The 19,127-nt window shown below is 42.9% G+C and carries 18 protein-coding genes; 10 read left to right on the top strand and 8 right to left on the bottom strand.

What is annotated here, in order from left to right:
- Window position 1 precedes the first annotated feature (1 nt).
- Complete coding sequence (locus tag VQ643_RS00080; protein ID WP_414197094.1) at window positions 2-895, top strand: 5'-nucleotidase; 894 nt, start codon at window positions 2-4, stop codon at window positions 893-895.
- Here the strand turns inward: VQ643_RS00080 and VQ643_RS00085 are convergent.
- Window positions 892-1,095: a hypothetical protein gene (locus tag VQ643_RS00085; RefSeq protein ID WP_414197096.1), complete on the bottom strand. Its 204-nt coding sequence runs from the start codon at window positions 1,093-1,095 to the stop codon at window positions 892-894. The genes VQ643_RS00080 and VQ643_RS00085 overlap by 4 nt on opposite strands.
- A 93-nt stretch (window positions 1,096-1,188) precedes the next feature.
- The gene (locus VQ643_RS00090) at window positions 1,189-1,773 is read right to left on the bottom strand and encodes a DNA-J related domain-containing protein (protein ID WP_414197098.1); all 585 of its coding nucleotides are present in this window, start codon (window positions 1,771-1,773) and stop codon (window positions 1,189-1,191) included.
- Window positions 1,774-1,884: 111 nt separating this feature from the next.
- Here VQ643_RS00090 and ttcA point away from each other — a divergent pair, with 111 nt between their 5' ends.
- The 3 genes from ttcA to VQ643_RS00105 all read left to right on the top strand — a co-directional run bounded on the left by ttcA (window position 1,885) and on the right by VQ643_RS00105 (window position 4,533).
- Complete coding sequence (gene ttcA, locus VQ643_RS00095) at window positions 1,885-2,709, top strand: tRNA 2-thiocytidine(32) synthetase TtcA (protein WP_414197100.1); 825 nt, start codon at window positions 1,885-1,887, stop codon at window positions 2,707-2,709.
- A 48-nt stretch (window positions 2,710-2,757) separates the two neighbouring features.
- Window positions 2,758-3,948, top strand: a complete 1,191-nt coding sequence (locus VQ643_RS00100; RefSeq protein ID WP_414197101.1) for an MFS transporter — start codon at window positions 2,758-2,760, stop codon at window positions 3,946-3,948.
- 78 nt (window positions 3,949-4,026) lie between these two features.
- Window positions 4,027-4,533, top strand: coding sequence for a hypothetical protein (locus VQ643_RS00105; protein ID WP_414197102.1), 507 nt, complete (start codon window positions 4,027-4,029; stop codon window positions 4,531-4,533).
- A 107-nt stretch (window positions 4,534-4,640) separates the two neighbouring features.
- Here VQ643_RS00105 and pncB read toward each other — a convergent pair whose 3' ends face one another.
- From pncB to VQ643_RS00130, 5 genes are all read right to left on the bottom strand, one after another.
- The gene (gene pncB / locus VQ643_RS00110; protein ID WP_414197104.1) at window positions 4,641-5,855 is read right to left on the bottom strand and encodes a nicotinate phosphoribosyltransferase; all 1,215 of its coding nucleotides are present in this window, start codon (window positions 5,853-5,855) and stop codon (window positions 4,641-4,643) included.
- A gap of 76 nt (window positions 5,856-5,931) precedes the next feature.
- The gene (gene cmoB / locus VQ643_RS00115) at window positions 5,932-6,891 is read right to left on the bottom strand and encodes a tRNA 5-methoxyuridine(34)/uridine 5-oxyacetic acid(34) synthase CmoB (protein ID WP_414197106.1); all 960 of its coding nucleotides are present in this window, start codon (window positions 6,889-6,891) and stop codon (window positions 5,932-5,934) included.
- Entirely contained in the window at window positions 6,888-7,631 is a 744-nt protein-coding gene (gene cmoA, locus VQ643_RS00120; RefSeq protein ID WP_414197107.1) for a carboxy-S-adenosyl-L-methionine synthase CmoA, read from the bottom strand. Before cmoA ends, cmoB begins: the two co-directional genes overlap by 4 nt.
- Window positions 7,632-7,748: 117 nt before the next feature.
- Window positions 7,749-8,831 carry a TIGR00730 family Rossman fold protein gene (locus VQ643_RS00125; protein WP_414197108.1) on the bottom strand — a complete coding sequence of 361 codons (1,083 nt, stop codon included), beginning with the start codon at window positions 8,829-8,831 and terminating at the stop codon, window positions 7,749-7,751.
- Window positions 8,832-8,840: 9 nt separating this feature from the next.
- Window positions 8,841-10,250 carry an MBL fold metallo-hydrolase RNA specificity domain-containing protein gene (locus VQ643_RS00130; RefSeq protein ID WP_414197109.1) on the bottom strand — a complete coding sequence of 470 codons (1,410 nt, stop codon included), beginning with the start codon at window positions 10,248-10,250 and terminating at the stop codon, window positions 8,841-8,843.
- 110 nt (window positions 10,251-10,360) lie between these two features.
- Here VQ643_RS00130 and VQ643_RS00135 point away from each other — a divergent pair, with 110 nt between their 5' ends.
- Complete coding sequence (locus VQ643_RS00135; RefSeq protein ID WP_414197111.1) at window positions 10,361-12,775, top strand: xylulose 5-phosphate 3-epimerase; 2,415 nt, start codon at window positions 10,361-10,363, stop codon at window positions 12,773-12,775.
- 57 nt (window positions 12,776-12,832) lie between these two features.
- Window positions 12,833-13,630, top strand: coding sequence for a YiiX/YebB-like N1pC/P60 family cysteine hydrolase (locus tag VQ643_RS00140; protein WP_414197112.1), 798 nt, complete (start codon window positions 12,833-12,835; stop codon window positions 13,628-13,630).
- A 26-nt stretch (window positions 13,631-13,656) separates the two neighbouring features.
- Here VQ643_RS00140 and VQ643_RS00145 read toward each other — a convergent pair whose 3' ends face one another.
- Complete coding sequence (locus tag VQ643_RS00145; RefSeq protein WP_414197113.1) at window positions 13,657-14,970, bottom strand: short-chain fatty acid transporter; 1,314 nt, start codon at window positions 14,968-14,970, stop codon at window positions 13,657-13,659.
- Window positions 14,971-15,358: 388 nt separating this feature from the next.
- On the opposite strand from VQ643_RS00145, the gene VQ643_RS00150 reads away from it, so the two are divergent.
- From VQ643_RS00150 to VQ643_RS00165, 4 genes are all read left to right on the top strand, one after another.
- Window positions 15,359-16,879 carry an aldehyde dehydrogenase family protein gene (locus VQ643_RS00150; RefSeq protein ID WP_414197115.1) on the top strand — a complete coding sequence of 507 codons (1,521 nt, stop codon included), beginning with the start codon at window positions 15,359-15,361 and terminating at the stop codon, window positions 16,877-16,879.
- Window positions 16,880-16,970: 91 nt separating this feature from the next.
- Window positions 16,971-17,804, top strand: a complete 834-nt coding sequence (locus VQ643_RS00155) for an undecaprenyl-diphosphate phosphatase (protein WP_414197117.1) — start codon at window positions 16,971-16,973, stop codon at window positions 17,802-17,804.
- An 87-nt stretch (window positions 17,805-17,891) separates the two neighbouring features.
- Window positions 17,892-18,575 (top strand): TetR/AcrR family transcriptional regulator, encoded by a 684-nt coding sequence (locus VQ643_RS00160; protein ID WP_414197119.1) that lies wholly within the window; start codon window positions 17,892-17,894, stop codon window positions 18,573-18,575.
- 37 nt (window positions 18,576-18,612) lie between these two features.
- Window positions 18,613-19,116 (top strand): L,D-transpeptidase family protein, encoded by a 504-nt coding sequence (locus VQ643_RS00165; protein WP_414197120.1) that lies wholly within the window; start codon window positions 18,613-18,615, stop codon window positions 19,114-19,116.
- Window positions 19,117-19,127: the final 11 nt, after the last annotated feature.

The raw sequence follows: 19,127 nt of genomic DNA on the forward strand, positions 1-19,127 counted from the left end.
TATGACTAAATCTACGCCGCCTCAGTTGATATTGACTATTTCCTCTACAGCACTTTTTGACTTGAGTGAAAGTCATCAAATCTATCAAGAGCAAGGGATTGATGCTTATTGTGGTTATCAGATTGAGCGTGAAAATGATGTTCTAACCAAAGGTGAGGCGTTTTCGTTAGTTGAAAAATTATTAGCCATTAATAAGCGCCTAGGTGAAAGACGCGTAGAGGTCATTTTAGTTTCGCGTAATAGTGCAGATACGGGTTTGCGTGCTTTTAATTCAATTAAACATTATCAGTTGGATATTGAACGTGCGGCTTTTGTTGGAGGGCAGAGTCCCAATCCTTATTTGAAAGCATTTAATAGTCATTTGTTTTTATCAACTAATGCAGAAGATGTGCGCAATGCGTTAAGCGCAGGCTTTGCTGCTGCTACTATTCTGCCTGGTGGTGCTGAGCGCAAAGGAACAGGGCAATTGCGTATTGCTTTTGATGGTGATGCAGTATTATTTTCCGATGAAGCTGAGCGTATTTATAAAGAAAGTGGCTTAGAAGCCTTCCAGCAAAATGAAGTTGAAAAAGCACATACTAGTTTGGCTGATGGTCCTTTTCGCGGCTTTTTGGCTGCACTGAATCAGTTGCAAAGCGACTTTCTTGAAGACTGCCCGATACGCACAGCCTTAGTAACAGCACGCTCTGCACCTTCACATGAGCGTGTTATCCGTACATTGCGTGACTGGGGGATTCGCTTAGATGAGTCACTGTTTTTAGGTGGTTTAGATAAATCCCCTTTCCTAGAGGCGTTTGGTGCAGATATCTTTTTTGATGACCAAACATTGCATTGCGAAAAGTCTCGCCAAGTAGTGCCTACTGGGCATGTGCCTCATGGCGTTAGAAATAGTTAACTAAAAAATGGCTCTTCGCGCTCTAATCCGTGCAGTTGTTCCAGGGCTTTTAATCGTTGATCAAGATGCTCAATTGCTTGTGCAAGATAAAAAATAGCCTCGTATCCTTCGTGTGCTTTATTTGATGTGGGTAATGCTTGAGCAAAGGCATTTAGTTTGGCTTCAGATAAGCTGAGCATGTGTTTAATTGCTTTGGGCATACATCTACTCCGTGATTTTTGAAAAAAATCATACATGAGCTAAATCAATGAGTGGTTGGTTAATATGTTTAAAAGTATGTCTTTATGTTTCCATTAGGCTGTAACAGATTTAACAGAATAAATACCTTGAGCTTTTAAAATATCCATTGCTTGGTGCACCTCTTGCAGCTTGTCTTTATCTCCACCTCGATCAGGATGGTGCAGGCAAACCAGTTGCCGGTAACGTGTTCGTATTGTCTTGTTATCTAGCACTAATTGAGAGTTATCAAAGCCGAGCACTTTAAGTGCAGCAATCGTTTTGTCCTGCTCAGTTAGGCGTAAAATAGCACCGCTTAAAAGCTCGGCGGCTTTGCTTTCACCAGTAGGCAAATTTGCACAGTCTAAATAATAACTCCGAAGTGAATCAGTCTGGACGAGCTCTGGGAGAGCTGCATTCCAGGGTTTTAATTCAATGCCAAGAGGATCAATTTGTAATAAGCCTTGTTGATTTATTAGTAGCTGATCGCGAAGTTGGTACAGCGCATTAAACAGCAGAAAGTGGCAGCGAAAAAGATTTTTCGGATCGCGTAGGTCAGGGTTAGAAAATGCCGGAACACTGTGTTCATGCAAAAGTTTAAGGAGCTGTTGCTCTGTGAGTTTAGCGTGTGCCCTGAGTAGGCTGTAGATTAGGTTGAGCATAAGAGTAATGATGTACTAAAAAAACGCTCTGAGGATAACGGGTTTATTAGCTAAAAGCTTGCGAATAAGGGTAAAATAAGCGGTTTTTTAGCCCAGTTGGGATTTAGTTACATGAGCGCTCTTTCGGTTAACCAAAATAAATTGCAAAAACGCTTGCGCCGACTCGTAGGTGAAGCGGTAACTGACTTCAATATGATTGAAGAAGGCGACAAAGTAATGGTGTGCTTATCTGGTGGTAAAGATAGCTACACCATGTTAGATATTTTGCTGTATTTGCAAAAAGTAGCCCCTATTAAGTTTGACTTAGTGGCTGTGAATCTTGATCAAAAACAGCCGGGTTTCCCAGAGCATATTCTTCCTGAGTATTTAGCTGCGTTGGGTGTGGAGTACCATATTATTGAGAAAGATACGTACTCTGTTGTAAAGGAAAAAGTACCTGAAGGTAAGACTACCTGCTCATTATGTTCACGTTTGCGTCGTGGTACTTTATATACCTTTGCCGATGAAATTGGCGCTACCAAAATGGCTTTAGGCCATCATCGTGATGATATTCTAGAAACATTCTTCTTGAATATGTTTTATGGTGGAACGCTCAAAGCTATGCCGCCTAAACTGCTCTCCGACGATGGTCGTAATGTGGTGATTCGACCTTTGGCTTACTGTCAAGAACGTGATATAGAAGCCTACTCTGCATTAAAAGAGTTTCCTATTATTCCATGCAATCTATGTGGTTCTCAGCCTAACTTGCAGCGCCAAGTAGTAAAGCAGATGCTGCAAGAGTGGGAGAGCAAAACCCCAGGCCGTTTGGAAATTATGTTTCGCGCATTGCAGAATGTCGTACCTTCGCAGTTGGCTGACCGTAATCTATTTGATTTTTTCAATTTGAAAATGGATGACACAGCTACACCGCGTTTTTTAGATGTGACACATCTCTAGCGTGTTTAGCTAAGCTGTGCCGTTTGCTGGTTTTACTGAGGTTGTATTATGAGTCAAGAAGCAGAAGCGCCATCGGAGTATATCTTACAAGGAACTTCAGCTTATCGACGCGCAACTATTGCCTTGTTTTGCGCCGGTTTTGCCACCTTTGCGCTGCTCTATTGTGTTCAACCGCTTCTGCCTATGCTGGCAGAGGCGTTTCAGGTTTCTTCATCTTCCAGTAGTTTATCCTTATCAGTCACTACGTGCAGCCTTGCTTTTGGTTTGTTACTGTCTGGAGCGTTAAGCGAAAGTTGGGGGCGTAAACCTGTTATGGTGATTGCCTTACTTGCCGCCTGTATCTTAGGTATTGCCAGCGCACTGGTGAGCGATTGGACGTTACTATTAGTTATTCGAACACTGCTCGGCTTAGCATTAAGTGGTCTGCCTGCCTTAGCCATGGCGTATGTGGGGGAAGAGTTTGATCCCCGCTCATTGCCTGTTGCTATGGGACTTTATATTGGTGGTACTGCACTTGGTGGATTATTAGGGCGTTTGTTAGCGGGAGTCTTTAGTGATGTAGGTGGCTGGCAGCTTGCTTTAGGGGGTATTGCAGGCTTAGGCTTATTTTCTTGCCTTCTCTTTATTTGGTTATTGCCTAAGTCACGTCATTTTGTGGCACAGCCGCTATCCATTAAAGGCCTACTAAAAAACTTTGCGAAGCATCTAAGTAATAAAGATTTACGGGTTTTATTTTTACTCTCTTTTTTATTGATGGGTAGCTTTGTAGCTATGTTTAATTACATTGGCTTTCATTTGCAACTAGCGCCTTTCAATCTATCTAGTACCATTATTAGTTTTTTATTTCTCGTTTATTTGTTAGGTATTGTAAGCTCCAACTGGAGTGGGCGTTTAGTCTCAAAATATAGTGCTCGCCTTGTATTAATTGTTAGCTTGCTTATAATGTTGGCTGGGGCGTTAGCCTGTTTGATAGAGTGGTTGCCTGCCATTACTTTGGGCTTAGCCTTATTTACTATTGGTTTCTTTGCTGCGCATGCCGTGGCTAGTGGAATGGTGGGGCAAAAAGCCGGAGGAGCTCGTGCTCAGGCTTCGGCGTTATATCTTTGTGCTTACTATTTAGGTTCAAGCGCACTGGGCTATGCCGGAGGTTGGGTTTGGGATCATTGGGGCTGGATGCCACTAATAGCGGCTATTTCAGCTTGTTTGTTACTTGCTGTGTTTAGAACAAGAAATTTATAAAATAGTATTCTTGCTAGTTATGGGAGTTTTATTAGTAACTAGCAGTAAGTGTTGAGCTTACGCATTAAGGAGATATTGGTGTTAGAAATAAGCTTGCCTAAAAAACTTAAAAAAACATTAGAAAAAGAAGCATCAGATGCCAGTATTAATCTAGCTGCGCATATTGTTAAAAAACTAGAACGCATAACATCTCCAGCTGAGTATATAAACAAAAAGAAATTGAAAGCAGGATTGCCCATTTTAGTAGATTTTGTATCTAAGCTACCTGGTGTATCCATTATTGCTAGTGAAGTAACAAGAGATGCGTATTGGTGGATAAAATTCGATATTGATAGCTCACATCCACTGGTGTGGCGTGTAATTCAAGAGTTAAGTTTTGTATTTAATAGCATTGCGCTGAGTGATCCACTGCCTACAGTATTTAAACCCTCATCTCCGCCACCTTATTTAAACGGTGGGCCTGAAGAATTTTTATCCTGGGTTGTTGAGTCAACTTATAATTATATTGATCCTACTTGGATAAAAGAAGCAATAGAAAATGTACTGCCAAACCCTATTGATGATATTACCCAGTGGGATGTCTGATAGAAATATATTTAATTATTACTAGCTATTCATTTATCGCTCTTATTAGTTGATTAATAGGAGCGACAGTTATAAGTGTTCTGTATTTTCTAAGCTGTATAGGTGGGCTATTGAGTATCTTCTACATTAAATACTTGCTTCAAATAGGCCATAAAGGTTTCATCGCTGCATACAATTTTGCCTTGGCTATCTGATATCTTAGCTACGGTTTGACCATTGCAGCTAACCAGTTTCAAGACGATTTTTAGGGGTTCTAAACCCATGTCATTGGTGAGGTTGGTACCTATGCCAAAGCTTGTTTGGACGCGGTCTTTAAAGTGTTGATGAAGCTTAAAAGCTTTAGGGATATTTAGGCCATCGCTAAAGGTAAAGCGTTTGCTGGCAGGGTTTATTTTTAGTTTTTGGTAATGTGCAATGGCTTTTTCTCCCCAAATATAAGGGTCGCCGCTGTCATGGCGTAAACCATCAAAAAGCTTAGCAAAATATAAGTCAAAATCAGCCAAAAAAGCATCCATGGTAATAACGTCAGTCAGTGCTACACCTAAATCGCCACGGTATTCTTGAACCCAAGCTTCTAATGCTTTCTTTTGAAAATCACGTAGGCGCACATTGAGGGCTTGAAAGGCCTGTAAATATTCATGTGCCATGGTGCCAATAGGTGTGATGCCCAGTTGTTTGGCTAAATACAGATTACTTGTACCTCGAACTACATGGGGGACTTGGCTTACTAAGGTGCGAACCACATGCTCATGCCAGTCGCGGGTAAAGCGTCGACGTGTACCGAAATCAGCGATCAAAAAAGGTGGGTCTTGTGGATTCTGTTGCTGGTCTATTTGTTGTAATAACGCAACTTTCTCTTGTAGGCGGCGCTCACCCTCGCTAAAAACAGCAGGCGAGTGGAAGCGGGAAAAAAAGATTTGATTGACCAGTGCTAATACAAATATTTCAAAGAACATGGCTTGCACCATAGGGCCTTGAATATGAATATCAAGGCGACCTTGCTCATCAATACCTACTTGAATAAAACGGCGTTTGAGTTGAAATAGCTCAAGGTAATCAACAAAGTCGCTTTTGATAAAACGTAAGCTGCGTAAGTAGTCTAGTTCGTCAGGCTGAAAACGTAGCTCGCACAGGTAGTCAAGCTGTTGCTCTAGCTCATCTTTAATTTCACGTAAAGGATACTGTGCAGTATCGTTATTATGGCAACGAAATTTGTAAATGCTGGAGGCTTGTGGGAATTGGTGCAGCACTACTTGTAGCATGGTGAATTTATAGAGGTCAGTATCCAGTAGTGACTCAATAATAGGTTGTTGCTCCGCCATTGGGATTCTCTTTGCCGTATAACGAGGTAACAGCATAGAACCAATGGCGGTATCGCTCAAGAGTAGAGCATGAGTTTTAAGGCTTTCTGGCAATAAAAATGGCGCGAGTGGGCGCTGGTAAACCTTCTAAAGTTTTGCTTGGATCTTTGGGGTCGAGAAAATCAGGGAGTGATTGGTATTTCATCCACTCTGTAGCGCGCTGTTCTTCAATACTGGTGACATTAATATCTACGCAACGAATATCAACAAAGCCTGCACGCTTTAGCCATAGTGCTAATGCCTCCACTGAAGGTAAAAACCATACATTGCGCATTTGAGAGTAACGATCATCAGGCACCAGAACTTGCTGGGCATCGCCTTCTATTACGAGTGTTTCTAAGATTAGCTCACCACGGCTACACAAAGCTTCTTTGAGTGCGTACAGGTGATCAATAGGGGATTTTCGGTGATAGAGTACGCCCATAGAAAAGACAGTATCAAAGCCTTCTAGTTTTTCAGGTAGCTCTTCAAAAGCAAAGGGTAGGTGCCATATGTTAGCCGTTGGCTGATATTTTTTTAAGGCGAGGTATTGGCAGAAGAATAACCAGTTCGGGTCAACGCCAATGACTGTACGTGCGCCATCACCTAGCATGCGCCACATATGGTAACCATTACCACAACCCACATCTAAAACGCGTCGGCCCTTGAGTTGAATATGTTGGCGAACACGCTCCCATTTCCAGTCTGAACGCCATTCTGTATTTATGTGCGTTTTAAATACATCAAATGGACCTTTGCGCCACGGGATTAAGCCTTGCAATGCGCTCAGAATCTGACTGTCTTGATCTGCTGTGGTAGTGCCCTCAATGGCAACTTTATTAATGATATCAATATGGTTGGGCGTGATTTCCGGTAAGGCATCAACAGCTGCTTTCCAGCGAGGTAAATCACCGTGACTAATGGCGAGCTTGGCCGCAAATTGATCAGGTAATTGCTTTGCCCAAGTTGCAAGTGGGGTGTCTTCTAACTGAGCAATTAAAGGAGAAAAATCTATCATGGTAAGGCAATCATAGAAGCGAAATTTAAGCATTGAAACCAAATAGTAACCTCACGAAAGCCCGCTTCTAGCAAGCGTGCTTTATGGGTTTCAAAAGAATCTGGCAACATCACATTTTCAATGGCACGGCGCTTTTGTGCGATTTCTAAATCACTATAGCCATTGGCGCGCTTAAAACTAAGATGTAGGTCATATAGCAGTTGATGTTGTTTAGGGTCTTCAAAGCGTAGTTTTTCGGACAAAATCATAGCACCATTAGGCACCATAGCCTGGCGAATACGTTTTAGTAGTGCTAGACGTTGTGCAGGTGCAATAAACTGTAAGGTGAAGTTAAAGGCGACAAAAGAGGTGGGTTGAAACTCAAGCTCTAATAAGTCAGCTTCAAGCACATTAACAGGTAATAGTTCTTGAAACATGGCATTTTGTGCGCTGAAATACTCACGACAACGCTCCACCATAGCAGCGGAGTTATCGATGGCTAGCACACTGCAATCAGGCTGATCGACATGACGGCGCATGGCTTGAGAAACCGCACCTAAAGAACAACCAAGATCATAGAGTAGCGTATGCGGCTGAGCGAATTGAGCAGCCAGTACCCCTGTATTTTCAACAATGGTGGGGTAGCCAGGCACCGAGCGTTTAATCATGTCAGGAAAGACACGTACTACATCTTCATTAAACACAAAATCAGGCACTTGTGCTAAAGGTGCACTAAATAAACGATCAGGTTGGTCAGTCATGAAACAAAAACAATCAGCTGAAAAAGAATGGGCGCGTATTATGGCATAAATTGTTTTGTACAGCAGGTTTATGCGTGATGCGCCCTATCATGCAATAGGGCGCAGATTGATACAGTATTATTTTTTCCAATGACTTGGCTGGTTGATAAAATCAATCAACTCACGTAAACGACCATGATCCCGCCCATTAAAGTCGAATTCTAAGCGTACCAGATTACAAAATTCAGGCTCATCATGGGTGCTGGCGCAATACGCCTGCTGTACGTAGCCATGCCCATTAATGCACAGGTCACGGAAGTCAGTGTTAAGTGTGCTAATAGCCTCATCAGATAAGAAATGCTGCATACGAATCAGCATAAACTCATGGGCTTTGCGAGAAGAATGGTAATTGCGATAGAAGTTAGCAATTTCCTCGCAAGCTGCTTCAGGTGTACGTACAAGACGCATCAGTGAGGTGTCGTTAGGTGAGATATAATGATTACCTGCCAGTTCTTGATTTAAATAATCAAGGAATGCATCCCAGAATGTGCCGCCTTCTACATCCATTAGGATAATAGGTACAACCGGACTTTTGCCTGTTTGTACTAAGGTTAAGACTTCTAAGGCTTCATCTAAAGTACCAAAACCACCTGGGCAAAGTACTAAGGCATCCGCCTCCTTAACAAAGAATAGTTTACGCAGGAAGAAAAAGTTAAAGGTTAGTAAATGGCTGCTGTTGTGCACGGTAGTATTGGCAGATTGCTCAAACGGCAGCTCAATATTAAAACCTAAGCTATTTTCTAAGCCAGCACCTTCATGGGCTGCGGCCATAATACCATTGCCCGCACCAGTAATAACCATCAGGTTGCTGTCAGAGAGCAGCTTGCCTAGTTGCTTGGCTTGAGCATATAGCGGATGCTCAGGCAAAGTGCGGGCTGAGCCAAAAACGGTAACCTTACGGCGACGTTTAAAACGTTCGAGGAGGCTAAAAGAGGCTTCTAGCTCTTTGAGCGTTTGATTCATGATTTTAGCATCCCAGCGGCTGCGGTCAGCCTCTGCCATGCGAGCAACAGTCATCAGCATGTCACGGTAGAGCGGTCGATTTCCGCTGCTTTTGGGGGATACACGATCTAGCAGTTGGTCAATTAATTGAGCGAAATCTAAACTGCTAGCAAAGTATTGGCGGCTTAGATAATCATTATTATTGCTGTTGTTTGGCATTTAAACTCCTTAAATAGCGATACTATCGCCATATTGCGCGATGGCGGCATCCCAGTGCAGCTCATCTCTAATTCGTTCTTGCAAAATCCGCATTTTGTCGGGTTCGCCATGAACTAAATATAAATCAGGTTTGTGTTGGAAATGGTTAACCCATTCAACTAACTGAGATTGTCCAGCGTGCGCGGAAAAACCGCCAAGTGTGTGTACTTGGGCGGCGACTTTAATGCGCTCTTGAAATACTTTGATGTTTTGGAATCCATCAACAATTTTTCGCCCAGTTGTACCTTGTGCTTGATAGCCAGTAAAAATTAAATGGCATTCAGGACGCCATAAGTTATGTTTAAAGTGATGAATAATACGTCCACCATTACACATACCGCTGCCAGCAAGAATGATAGCGTCTTGTTTGTATTGATTTATCGCCATGGACTCATCAGGTGTTGGGGTTAGCTGCAAAATAGGCAGCCAGTCTTTTGCTGTTTTAACCTGATGGTTGCGTAAGGTTAGCCTATCATCTTCAGCAAACTCATCTTTATGGCGCAAATAAACCTCATTGGCTTTAATCGCCATTGGGCTATCTAAAAAAACCTTATCTTGTGGCAATTGTCCATGCTGATAAAAGTTGCCGAGATGAAAGAGTAGGTCTTGTGTGCGACCCACAGAAAAAGCTGGAATCATGACGTTACCGCCATCTTGCTTGGCTTGTTGAAGAATTTGGCGTAACTCATCTAATGTTTGCTCAGTGTTTTTATGGTCACGGTCACCATAGGTTGACTCCATAAGCACTACATCCGCTTGGGATAGCTCGCTAGGCTCACGCATTAGTGGCGAGTTATTGCTACCTAAGTCTCCTGAGAATACAAGACGACGTGGACGGCTATTATTGGGCTCATCAAAACTCAGTTCAACAATAGCAGAGCCAATAATATGCCCAGCATTATGGAAACGAACATTAACCCCAGGAAGTACCTCGCTCCACTCTTGGTAGGCACAAGGATGGCGTTTTTTTAAAGCGCGTTCCGCATCGGCAACAGTATATAAAGGCTTAATTGGCGGGCGACCTTTACGAGCACGCCATTTATTTTCCCATTCGGTATCTTTTTCTTGCAAATGCGCTGAATCAATAAGCATTAACTCTAATAATTCACAGGTGGCGCTGGTGGCAAAAATTTTGCCTCTAAAACCTTCAGACACTAACTTAGGTAGTAATCCTGAGTGGTCAATATGTGCATGAGAAATAACCACAGCCTCAATATGCTCAGGGTTAAATGCCCATTTTTGACGGTTATCTTGCTCTTGATCACGGCGACCTTGTTGCATGCCGCATTCCAGTAATATCTGCTTGCGGTCATAGGTTTCGATAAGGTAACAGGAGCCTGTTACTTGTTCTGTTGCGCCTAAAAACGTTAAAAGTGCCATTCTTGTATCCTTTTGTCGCTCAGCAGCGTAGCCATCTTGATACTTATCACAATACTTACAGAGTAGCTTAAGCTAGACTCATAAGTATAGGAATGAGTGGAGTACGTACTATGCACCAAATACTGCCGGGGCAGCCTGAATTACATCAACATTCGTTGCAAGAACCTGAATTTGCTAAGTGGATTCAGGGTTATGGTCCAATTCAGCACAACGCAGAAACGCAAGCAGCAGTTTATCGCTTAGCGCATCAACTGGTGCAGGCGAAAGTTCAGCCTGATCTTGCAAGCGTATACAAAATATTTACCGCCTTAGACAAGTTAACAGCCGCTGCTATGTGGCTGGTTGTACATATGACCTATGCCAAGCGTGTTCGTCTTGATGGCTCTGCCATGCAAGCTGAGGATTTTAAAACCACGCCAGAAGGCCATACTGGCGGGGCATTAAATATAGTTCCGGCCTATGCAGGTTATTTGGCTATTAATGCTTTAACAGCTCAAACTCGTGCTTGGATGATGGGGCAAGGGCATTGTGTCGCTGCCATTGAGGCTTTAAACGTTTTTTTAGGTAACTTGCACCCTGAGCAGGAATCTGTTTACGCCAAAGGTGAGCAAGGCCTCAATCAGCTTATCCGTGATTTTTATGGTTATGCCTTAGCTGCTAATGGCAGTAATGCTGCACCGCTGGGAAGTCACGTTAACCCACACACTGCGGGTGGTATTTTTGAAGGTGGTTATTTAGGCTTTGCTGAACTGCAATATGTGCATAAGCCGTTAGTTGGCGAAAAACTCGTGACCTTTTTATCCGATGGCGCGGCAGAAGAGCAGCGAGGTAGTGACTGGATTCCACGCTGGTGGCGGGCGGAAGATAGTGGTGTGGTCACGCCTATTATGATTGCTAACGGGCGTCGTATTGAACAGCGTACTTTATTAGGTACAGAGGAAGGTCTTAATAGTTTTGAGAAGCATCTTCGTGGTTGTGGTTTTGATCCTATTGAGTTCGATGGGCGCGACCCAGCTGCTTTTGCCTGTACTATTTGGGAGATGGAACAGCGTTTAGAGCGTCGAGTGCAGGAAAAAAATAATGGTATTCTCAAGTATCCATTGCCTATTCCTTATGGTATTGCCCAAACCGAAAAAGGTTTCGGTTTTTATGGCGCCGGTACCAATGCGGCACATAACTTGCCACTACCTGCTAGCCCTGCACAAGATGAAAGATCACGCGAACTCTTTAATCAATACGCTAAACCATTATGGGTTGAGCAAGGTGAGCTACAAGCTGCTATTGCATTATTTAAAAATCATACAGAGCAAAATCGCCCATTAGAGCGCGATACTGCGTTAGCTAAGCGTAAGCCTAAAACCCCTGTTTTACCTAAAGAACACTATCATGATGAAAGCTGCTCACCGATGTCGGCATTAGATAAGTATTTTGTGGACTTAGTGGCGGCTAACCCAGATTTACGCCCGCGTGTAGGCAATCCAGATGAGCTGGCTAGTAATAGATTATCCGGTGTGCTTAAAGCATTACGTCATCGAGTGGTTGATCCAGAAAGTGAGCTGGAAGCCATTGATGGTAAGGTTATTACTGCCTTGAATGAAGAAGCAGTAATTTCAGCTTGTTTGGCTAATCAAGGCGGCTTAAATCTGGCGGCTAGTTATGAAGCATTCTGTGTGAAAATGCTTGGAGCATTGCGTCAAAGTATTATATTTGCACGTTTAGAAAAGGAAGCAGGCCGCCCAGCGCAGTGGATCAGTTGGCCAACAGTGGCCACTTCGCATACATGGGAAAATGGTAAAAACCAGCAATCGCATCAAGATACAACCTTCTGTGAGGCCTTGTTAGGCGAGATGAGTGATGTTTCTCGCGTGCTTTTTCCAGCCGACCACAACAGCATGCTGGCGCTGCTGCCGACTATTTATGGCTCACGTGGACAAATCAATTGCATCGTTTCACCGAAACGCGATCGTCCATGCTACTTCAATGAGGAGCAAGCAAAGCGTTTAGCTAAGGATGGCGCCATTGTCGTCAAGGAGTTTGCAGGTACAGATAAAGATCCGGTGTTGCTCATTGCCTGTGGTAGTTACCAACTTGAACAGGTGTTGCGCGCCAGCGAGCGTCTGGAAGAAGCGGGTATGGGATATCGTGTTGTTTATTTGCAAGAGCCAAGCCGTTACCGTGTACCACGTGATGAGTGGGAGTGTGAGGTGATTGCGGACGACGCCATGATTGAGCGTATCTTCCCTGAGCGTTACCGTTTGCGGGTACTGTTAACTCATATGCGGCCTGAGGTGGCGCGTGGGCATTTATGGGCGTTATTACCTGAAGCACAAGCGAGTTTTGTGCTAGGTTATAAAAATCGTGGTGGCACCTTAGATGAGTTTGGTTTGCAATTTGCTAACCGTGCCTGTTGGGCTAATGTGGTAGCCGCATGTGCATACCTGCAAAATATTCCTAGAACCGCATTATTAACTAATGAAGAAGCTCTAGCGGTTTCAGGAAAAGGTAATCCTGAGGTTCTACGCTAAATCAAGTACCCGTCTGCTGATAATAGGGGTAGGCGGGTATCTATTAAGGAGAATACCATGTGCCAGCGTTTTAAAATCGCTCTCGTGGTTGTGTTGTCTGTCTTGCTGGCAGCCTGCGCAGGGAAGTGGGAAAAAGAGGGAGACTATTACACCTTTAATCTACAACGCTCTAATACAGCGCCTAAAGAAGGTGTAAAAGTAATAGAGACTATTGAGCTAGAAGCGGGTGATATTCTATTTTCATCAGCCACCAGTGCACAGTCGATTGGCATTCGCCTTTTCAATAATGCACCTATAAGTCATTCATTTATTTACTTAGGTGATGGGCTAATTGCTGAAGCCGTCGGCAGTGGTGTGCAAATTATTTCTTTAACTGAAGCCCTAGAACATGCCAACTTGGTTGCGGTGTATCGTTATCCTGGGTTAACTTCAGAAGATACAGCGAAAATGCGTGAATTTGCGAATAGTTTAGATGGCAGCAAATATAACTTTGTGGGTATCGCTAAACAAATGCCATATTCTATTACGCGTAAAGCTTGCGAGTTGCCTGTTAATCCAAGATTTATACGCCAAGCTTGCTTAAACTCGATGGGCTATTTATTTGTTTCGCCTTTACAAAGTGAGCGCTATTTTTGCTCTCAATTTGTAGTGGAAGCCTTTAACGTAGCAGGTAAACCTTTGACGCATAAAAATCCTGAGTGGGTCAGCCCTAGTGATATTTTGCATATGCGAGAAGATGATGTGCCTTCTATTCGTTCTAAAGTAGAGCTAGCTTATGTAGGGCACTTAGCCTGTTCCGTATCGATTTGGAATAGCAGCTGTTCTGCCCAGAAGCCCAAAGACACTATTCCCTAGCGTCTCTGGGGGTAGATATAGAGCTATTAAAAGTACGTAAGCCCTATAGAGATAACAGCGCCGCTAATGACTAATAACACTAAACAGTAACCCATAATATCTTTAGCTTTTAGACCAGCTATTGCTAATACGGGTAACGCCCAGAAAGGTTGCAGTAAGTTGGTCCATGCATCCCCCCAAGCGACCGCCATAGCAACCCGTGGGATATCTGCACCTAGCTCAATAGCCGCAGGCAACATTACAGGTGCTTGAACAGCCCATTGACCACCACCGGATGGCACAAAAATGTTTACAATACCTGCACTAATAAATGACCAAAAAGGTAGAGATTCAGCGCTAGCAAGGTTAACAAAGACTTCAGACAAGGTTTTTGCTAAACCTGAGTCCATCATAATACCCATGATGCCAGCATAAAATGGGAATTGAATAACAATGCCTGCACCGCCTTTAATGGCTTCTTGCAAGCTGTCTAGCAAGCGTTGTGGGGTGCCATGTAAAACAATCGCTAAGAATAAGAACATAAAATTAACAATGTTCAGGTTCAAGCCACCGCTGCGATTGACAAAATAATCAAATAAATAACAAAGCCCAGCCACGCCAACAAGCAAGGCTAAAATACGGCTGTTTTCTAAGCGTTCAGCCGGTCGGCTAGGATCAGTTTTATGTTCAACTGACTGTTCTTCGAGCAGCTTAGGATCAACATAAATACTTTCTGCTTCGCTTGGCATCATTAAGCGATTCACTAAAGGAACAATGATGAACAACGCCAGTACAATCAGCAAATTGTAAACAGAGAAAATCGTATGATCTGTACTAATAACGCCAATTTGTGCTGCTGAAAAATGCCCTTCAGTGGCAATAGTTAATGGTACAGAACCGGCCAAACCGCCATGCCATACTAAGAATCCAGAATAAGCACTGGCAATCAATAGTCGGTAGTCGACTCTAACTTTGCGTGCTAGCTCTTTAGCAAAGATAGCACCGACCACAAGCCCAAAACCCCAGTTCAGCCAGCTAGCCGAAAGTGAGACTAAGGTAACTAAGATGATCGCTGTTCCAGGTGTTTTAGCCACACCCGCCAATACACTTAGCACACGTTTAACTGGCGGTGAGTTAGCCAGCATAAAACCTGTAATTAGTACCAGTAGCATTTGCATCGCAAATGCCAGCAAGCCCCAAAAACCATTACCCCAATAGCGCATAACTTCAACAGGTGTTTTACTTTCCACTGCCATTGCCGCAACGGCTGCAATAATACTGAGTAGCAAAACGAAGATGTAAGAATCGGGTAGATACCGCTCAACCAGCTTTACAGCAGGTCTGGAAAGTGCTCTAAGCATAACTAAAACCTTTTTATTGTTATTCCTAGTTGGCTATTTATTATTTTTGATAACCAACGTCTATTTGGGTTTATACAGACAGTTACAAGTGTTCGACAATATTGGCTTTAGTCGCATAGCTTTGGGTGGATATTTACTGATAGATCAATCGCTTGGTTTAAGCCGCATCTAGTTTTAAAACAACCGAATAAATTTTATTGAACTCGTTAAGTTCTTGTAGGATTTTATAACTGGTCGACAATTTTAGTTGCGGTAACATAGATTTTGGTGGGTATTTTATTGACGCATCACATAGCTTTTTGTCAGTCTGATGAGGCGATGAACTAAGAGTGTTAGAGTGCAGTCTGTGTTATTTAACGATATTTTTCATGACAAAAGGTAAAGCACAATGATTTATGCTCAACCCGGTACAGAAGATGCCTTGCTTACGATCAAACCACGTTATGGTAATTATATTAACGGTGAGTTTGTACATCCTGTTGATGGTCAGTACTTTACCAATACCACCCCTGTAACAGGTGCTGAGTGTGGTGAGTTTCCACGTTCTAGTGCCGATGATATAGAAATTGCCTTAGATGCCGCGCATGCCGCAGCCGAGGCATGGGGCCGTACAAGTGTACAAGAGCGTTCACGTATTTTATTGAAAATTGCTGATCGCATGGAAGCTAATCTAGAATTATTAGCGGTTAGCGAAACTTGGGATAATGGCAAACCCATCCGTGAAACATTAAATGCTGATGTACCTTTAGCTATTGATCATTTTCGTTATTTTGCAGGTTGCATTCGTGCACAAGAAGGCACAGCGTCTGAGATTGATGAACATACTGCAGCCTACCACTTTCGTGAACCCTTAGGGGTGGTGGGGCAAATTATTCCATGGAATTTTCCGCTACTTATGGCGTCATGGAAATTAGCACCAGCCCTAGCAGCAGGTAACGCTATTATTCTAAAACCTGCTGAGCAAACCCCATTAACTATTACCGTGCTAATGGAGCTCATTGGCGATTTATTACCGCCAGGCGTGTTAAATATTGTGCATGGTTTTGGCCGTGAAGCGGGTGAAGCCTTAGCCTCTAGTAAACGCATTGCGAAAATTGCCTTTACTGGTTCAACGCCTGTTGGCTCACATATTATGAAATTAGCGGCAGAGAATATTATTCCAAGTACGGTTGAATTGGGTGGTAAATCACCTAACGTATTCTTTGAAGATATTATGCAAGCCGAACCTGAGTTTATTGAAAAAGCTGCTGAGGGCTTAGTCTTAGCCTTTTTCAATCAGGGTGAAATTTGCACCTGCCCATCACGCGCCTTGATACAAGAAAGTATTTACGATGACTTTATGCAAGTAGTGCTTAATAAAGTTAAGCAAATTAAACGTGGTAACCCGTTAGATACAGAAACCATGGTTGGTGCGCAAGCTTCGGCGCAACAGTTTGATAAGATTTTATCTTACATGGATATTGCGGAAGAAGAAGGTGCAGAGCTAATTACAGGCGGTAGTGTGGAACAGCTCGAAGGCGATTTGGCCAGTGGTTATTATATTCAGCCAACGCTTTTGAAAGGCCATAACAAAATGCGTGTATTCCAAGAAGAAATTTTTGGTCCCGTAGTAGCTGTCACTACCTTTAAAGATGAAGCTGAGGCTTTAGCTATTGCCAATGATACGGAGTTTGGTTTAGGAGCGGGTGTTTGGACACGTGACATTAATCGTGCTTATCGTATGGGGCGTGGCATCAAAGCAGGGCGCGTTTGGACTAACTGCTATCACCTTTACCCAGCGCATGCTGCTTTTGGTGGCTACAAGCGTTCAGGTGTAGGGCGTGAAACCCATAAAATGATCCTCGATCATTATCAGCAGACAAAAAACTTACTCATTAGTTATGATACAAAACCATTAGGCTTCTTCTAATGTAAACTAATGTTAAAGAAAACGGCTCATGCTATGCCTTGAGCCGTTTTTTTATGCGTATTTATTCAACCTGAATCAGGGGAGATTCACAGTGGAGTTTTGGGCAGTCATACAGGCATTTATTTTAGGTGTAATTGAAGGTTTAACTGAGTTTTTGCCGATTTCGAGTACAGGCCACCAAATTATTTTTGCTGACTTATTAGGTTTTGGCGGGCAACGAGCAAAAGCCTTTAACATCATTATTCAGTTAGGTGCTATTTTGGCTGTAATGTGGGAGTTTAGGCAGAAAATCATGCAAGTAGTCATAGGGTTGCCTAACCAACGTACCGCACAGAATTTTACCCGAAACTTGCTTATTGCGTTCTTTCCAGCTGTTATCTTGGGCTTGGCTTTTGCAAGCACAATAGAAAAATGGTTGTTTAACCCTATTACTGTGGCATCAGCACTGGTAGTAGGCGGCGTCGTTATGATTTGGGCTGAAAAACGTAAGCATGTGATTGCCACTGAAAGCGTAGACGATATGACATGGAAACAAGCACTACAGGTTGGTTGCTGCCAATGTTTAGCCTTGATTCCAGGTACCTCACGTTCTGCATCGACCATTATTGGTGGTTTGATATTTGGTTTGTCACGGAAAACGGCAACTGAATTCTCATTCTTTTTGGCAATGCCAACCATGATGGGAGCTGCGGTATATTCACTTTACAAACATCGTAATTTATTTGAGACAGGCAATGATATTCCTGTTTTTGTAATTGGTTTTGTTACCTCCTTTATTTTTGCAATGATTGCGGTAAAGGCCTTGCTTAAATTTATTGCAAACCATAGCTATGTTGTTTTTGCATGGTATCGCATTGCGTTTGGCTTATTAATTTTAGCGACTTGGCAGTTGGGGGTAATCGATTGGAGCACGGCAGGCGAGTGAAAATCAGCCGCATCGCAAATAAAATTGCTTGACGCATGAAAATTTGAAACGTATGTTTCAAACGATTGTTTGTCTTGCGGATTGATTATGGCTCAGTCAGATACAGTTGAACGTATTTTAGATACTGCTGAACAGCTCTTTGCTGAACGCGGCTTTGCTGAAACCTCATTGAGGCAAATTACCAGCAAAGCTAAAGTAAATCTGGCAGCAGTAAACTATCATTTTGGTTCAAAAAAAGCACTTATTCAGGCAGTGTTTTCTCGTTTCTTAACGCCATTTTGCGAACACTTAGAAAAAGAATTGGATGAGCACATTGAAGATGAGAGTAGCCTAACGTTAGAAGATTTGTTGTCATTATTGATCAAACAAATTTTATCAGCACAACCACGCCATGAAAACGATCTCTCTATCTTTATGCGCTTATTAGGCTTGGCTTTTAGCCAAAGCCAAGGGCATCTAAGGCGCTATTTAGAGGTGAGCTATGGACGCATTTTTCGTCGTTATATGCTGCTGCTACATAATGTTGCACCTAGTATTCCACCAATAGAGTTGTTTTGGCGTATTCATTTTATGATAGGTACCGCAGCCTTTAGCATGTCTGGTATTCAAGCGTTACAAGCAATGGCTGAGAGCGATTATCAAGTTAAGGTTTCTATTGCCCAAGTTATGCAAATGATGGTGCCTTTCTTGGCTGCAGGTTTACGCGCACCTAGCATGATTAGTGATCCGCAACTAAAACAAGCAAAACTCCATTTAAGATTTCTTGAATAGATTGTTTTGCCATGCTTGCATCAGTTAAGCTGCAAGCATGACTTTTATAACCCATCTTCATATTTCAATTGCCGATCAATGCTTGTTGGCGTATAGCCAGCAGGAGCAAGTTGCACGTTATCGCATTTCTACTGCTAAAAACGGTGCCGGCGAGCGTTCTGGTTCTGGCTGTACGCCACGTGGTGAACATATCATACGCGCCAAAATTGGCGCTGGCTTGCCTTATGCAGCTGTTTTGAAAGGGCGGCGCTGGACTCAAGAAATTTGCACCAGTGAGTTATATCAGGCCTATCCAGAGCGTGATTGGATTTTGTCGCGAATTTTATGGCTAAGCGGTACTGAACTAGGTCGCAATCGTTTAGGTCAAGTAGATACGTTTCAACGTTATATCTATATTCACGGCACACCCGATGAAGAACCTATGGGAATTGCTATGTCGCATGGCTGCATCCGTATGCGTAATGCCGATATTATTCAATTATTTGATCAGGTTATTTTAGGTTGTCGCGTAACTATTAGTGAAAAGTCACTACAAACCTAACTAAGGGTTTT

The organism is Pseudomonas sp. F1_0610 (assembly GCF_047470865.1).
In the GTDB taxonomy this organism is placed as follows: Bacteria; Pseudomonadota; Gammaproteobacteria; order Pseudomonadales; family Pseudomonadaceae; genus JAZDRH01.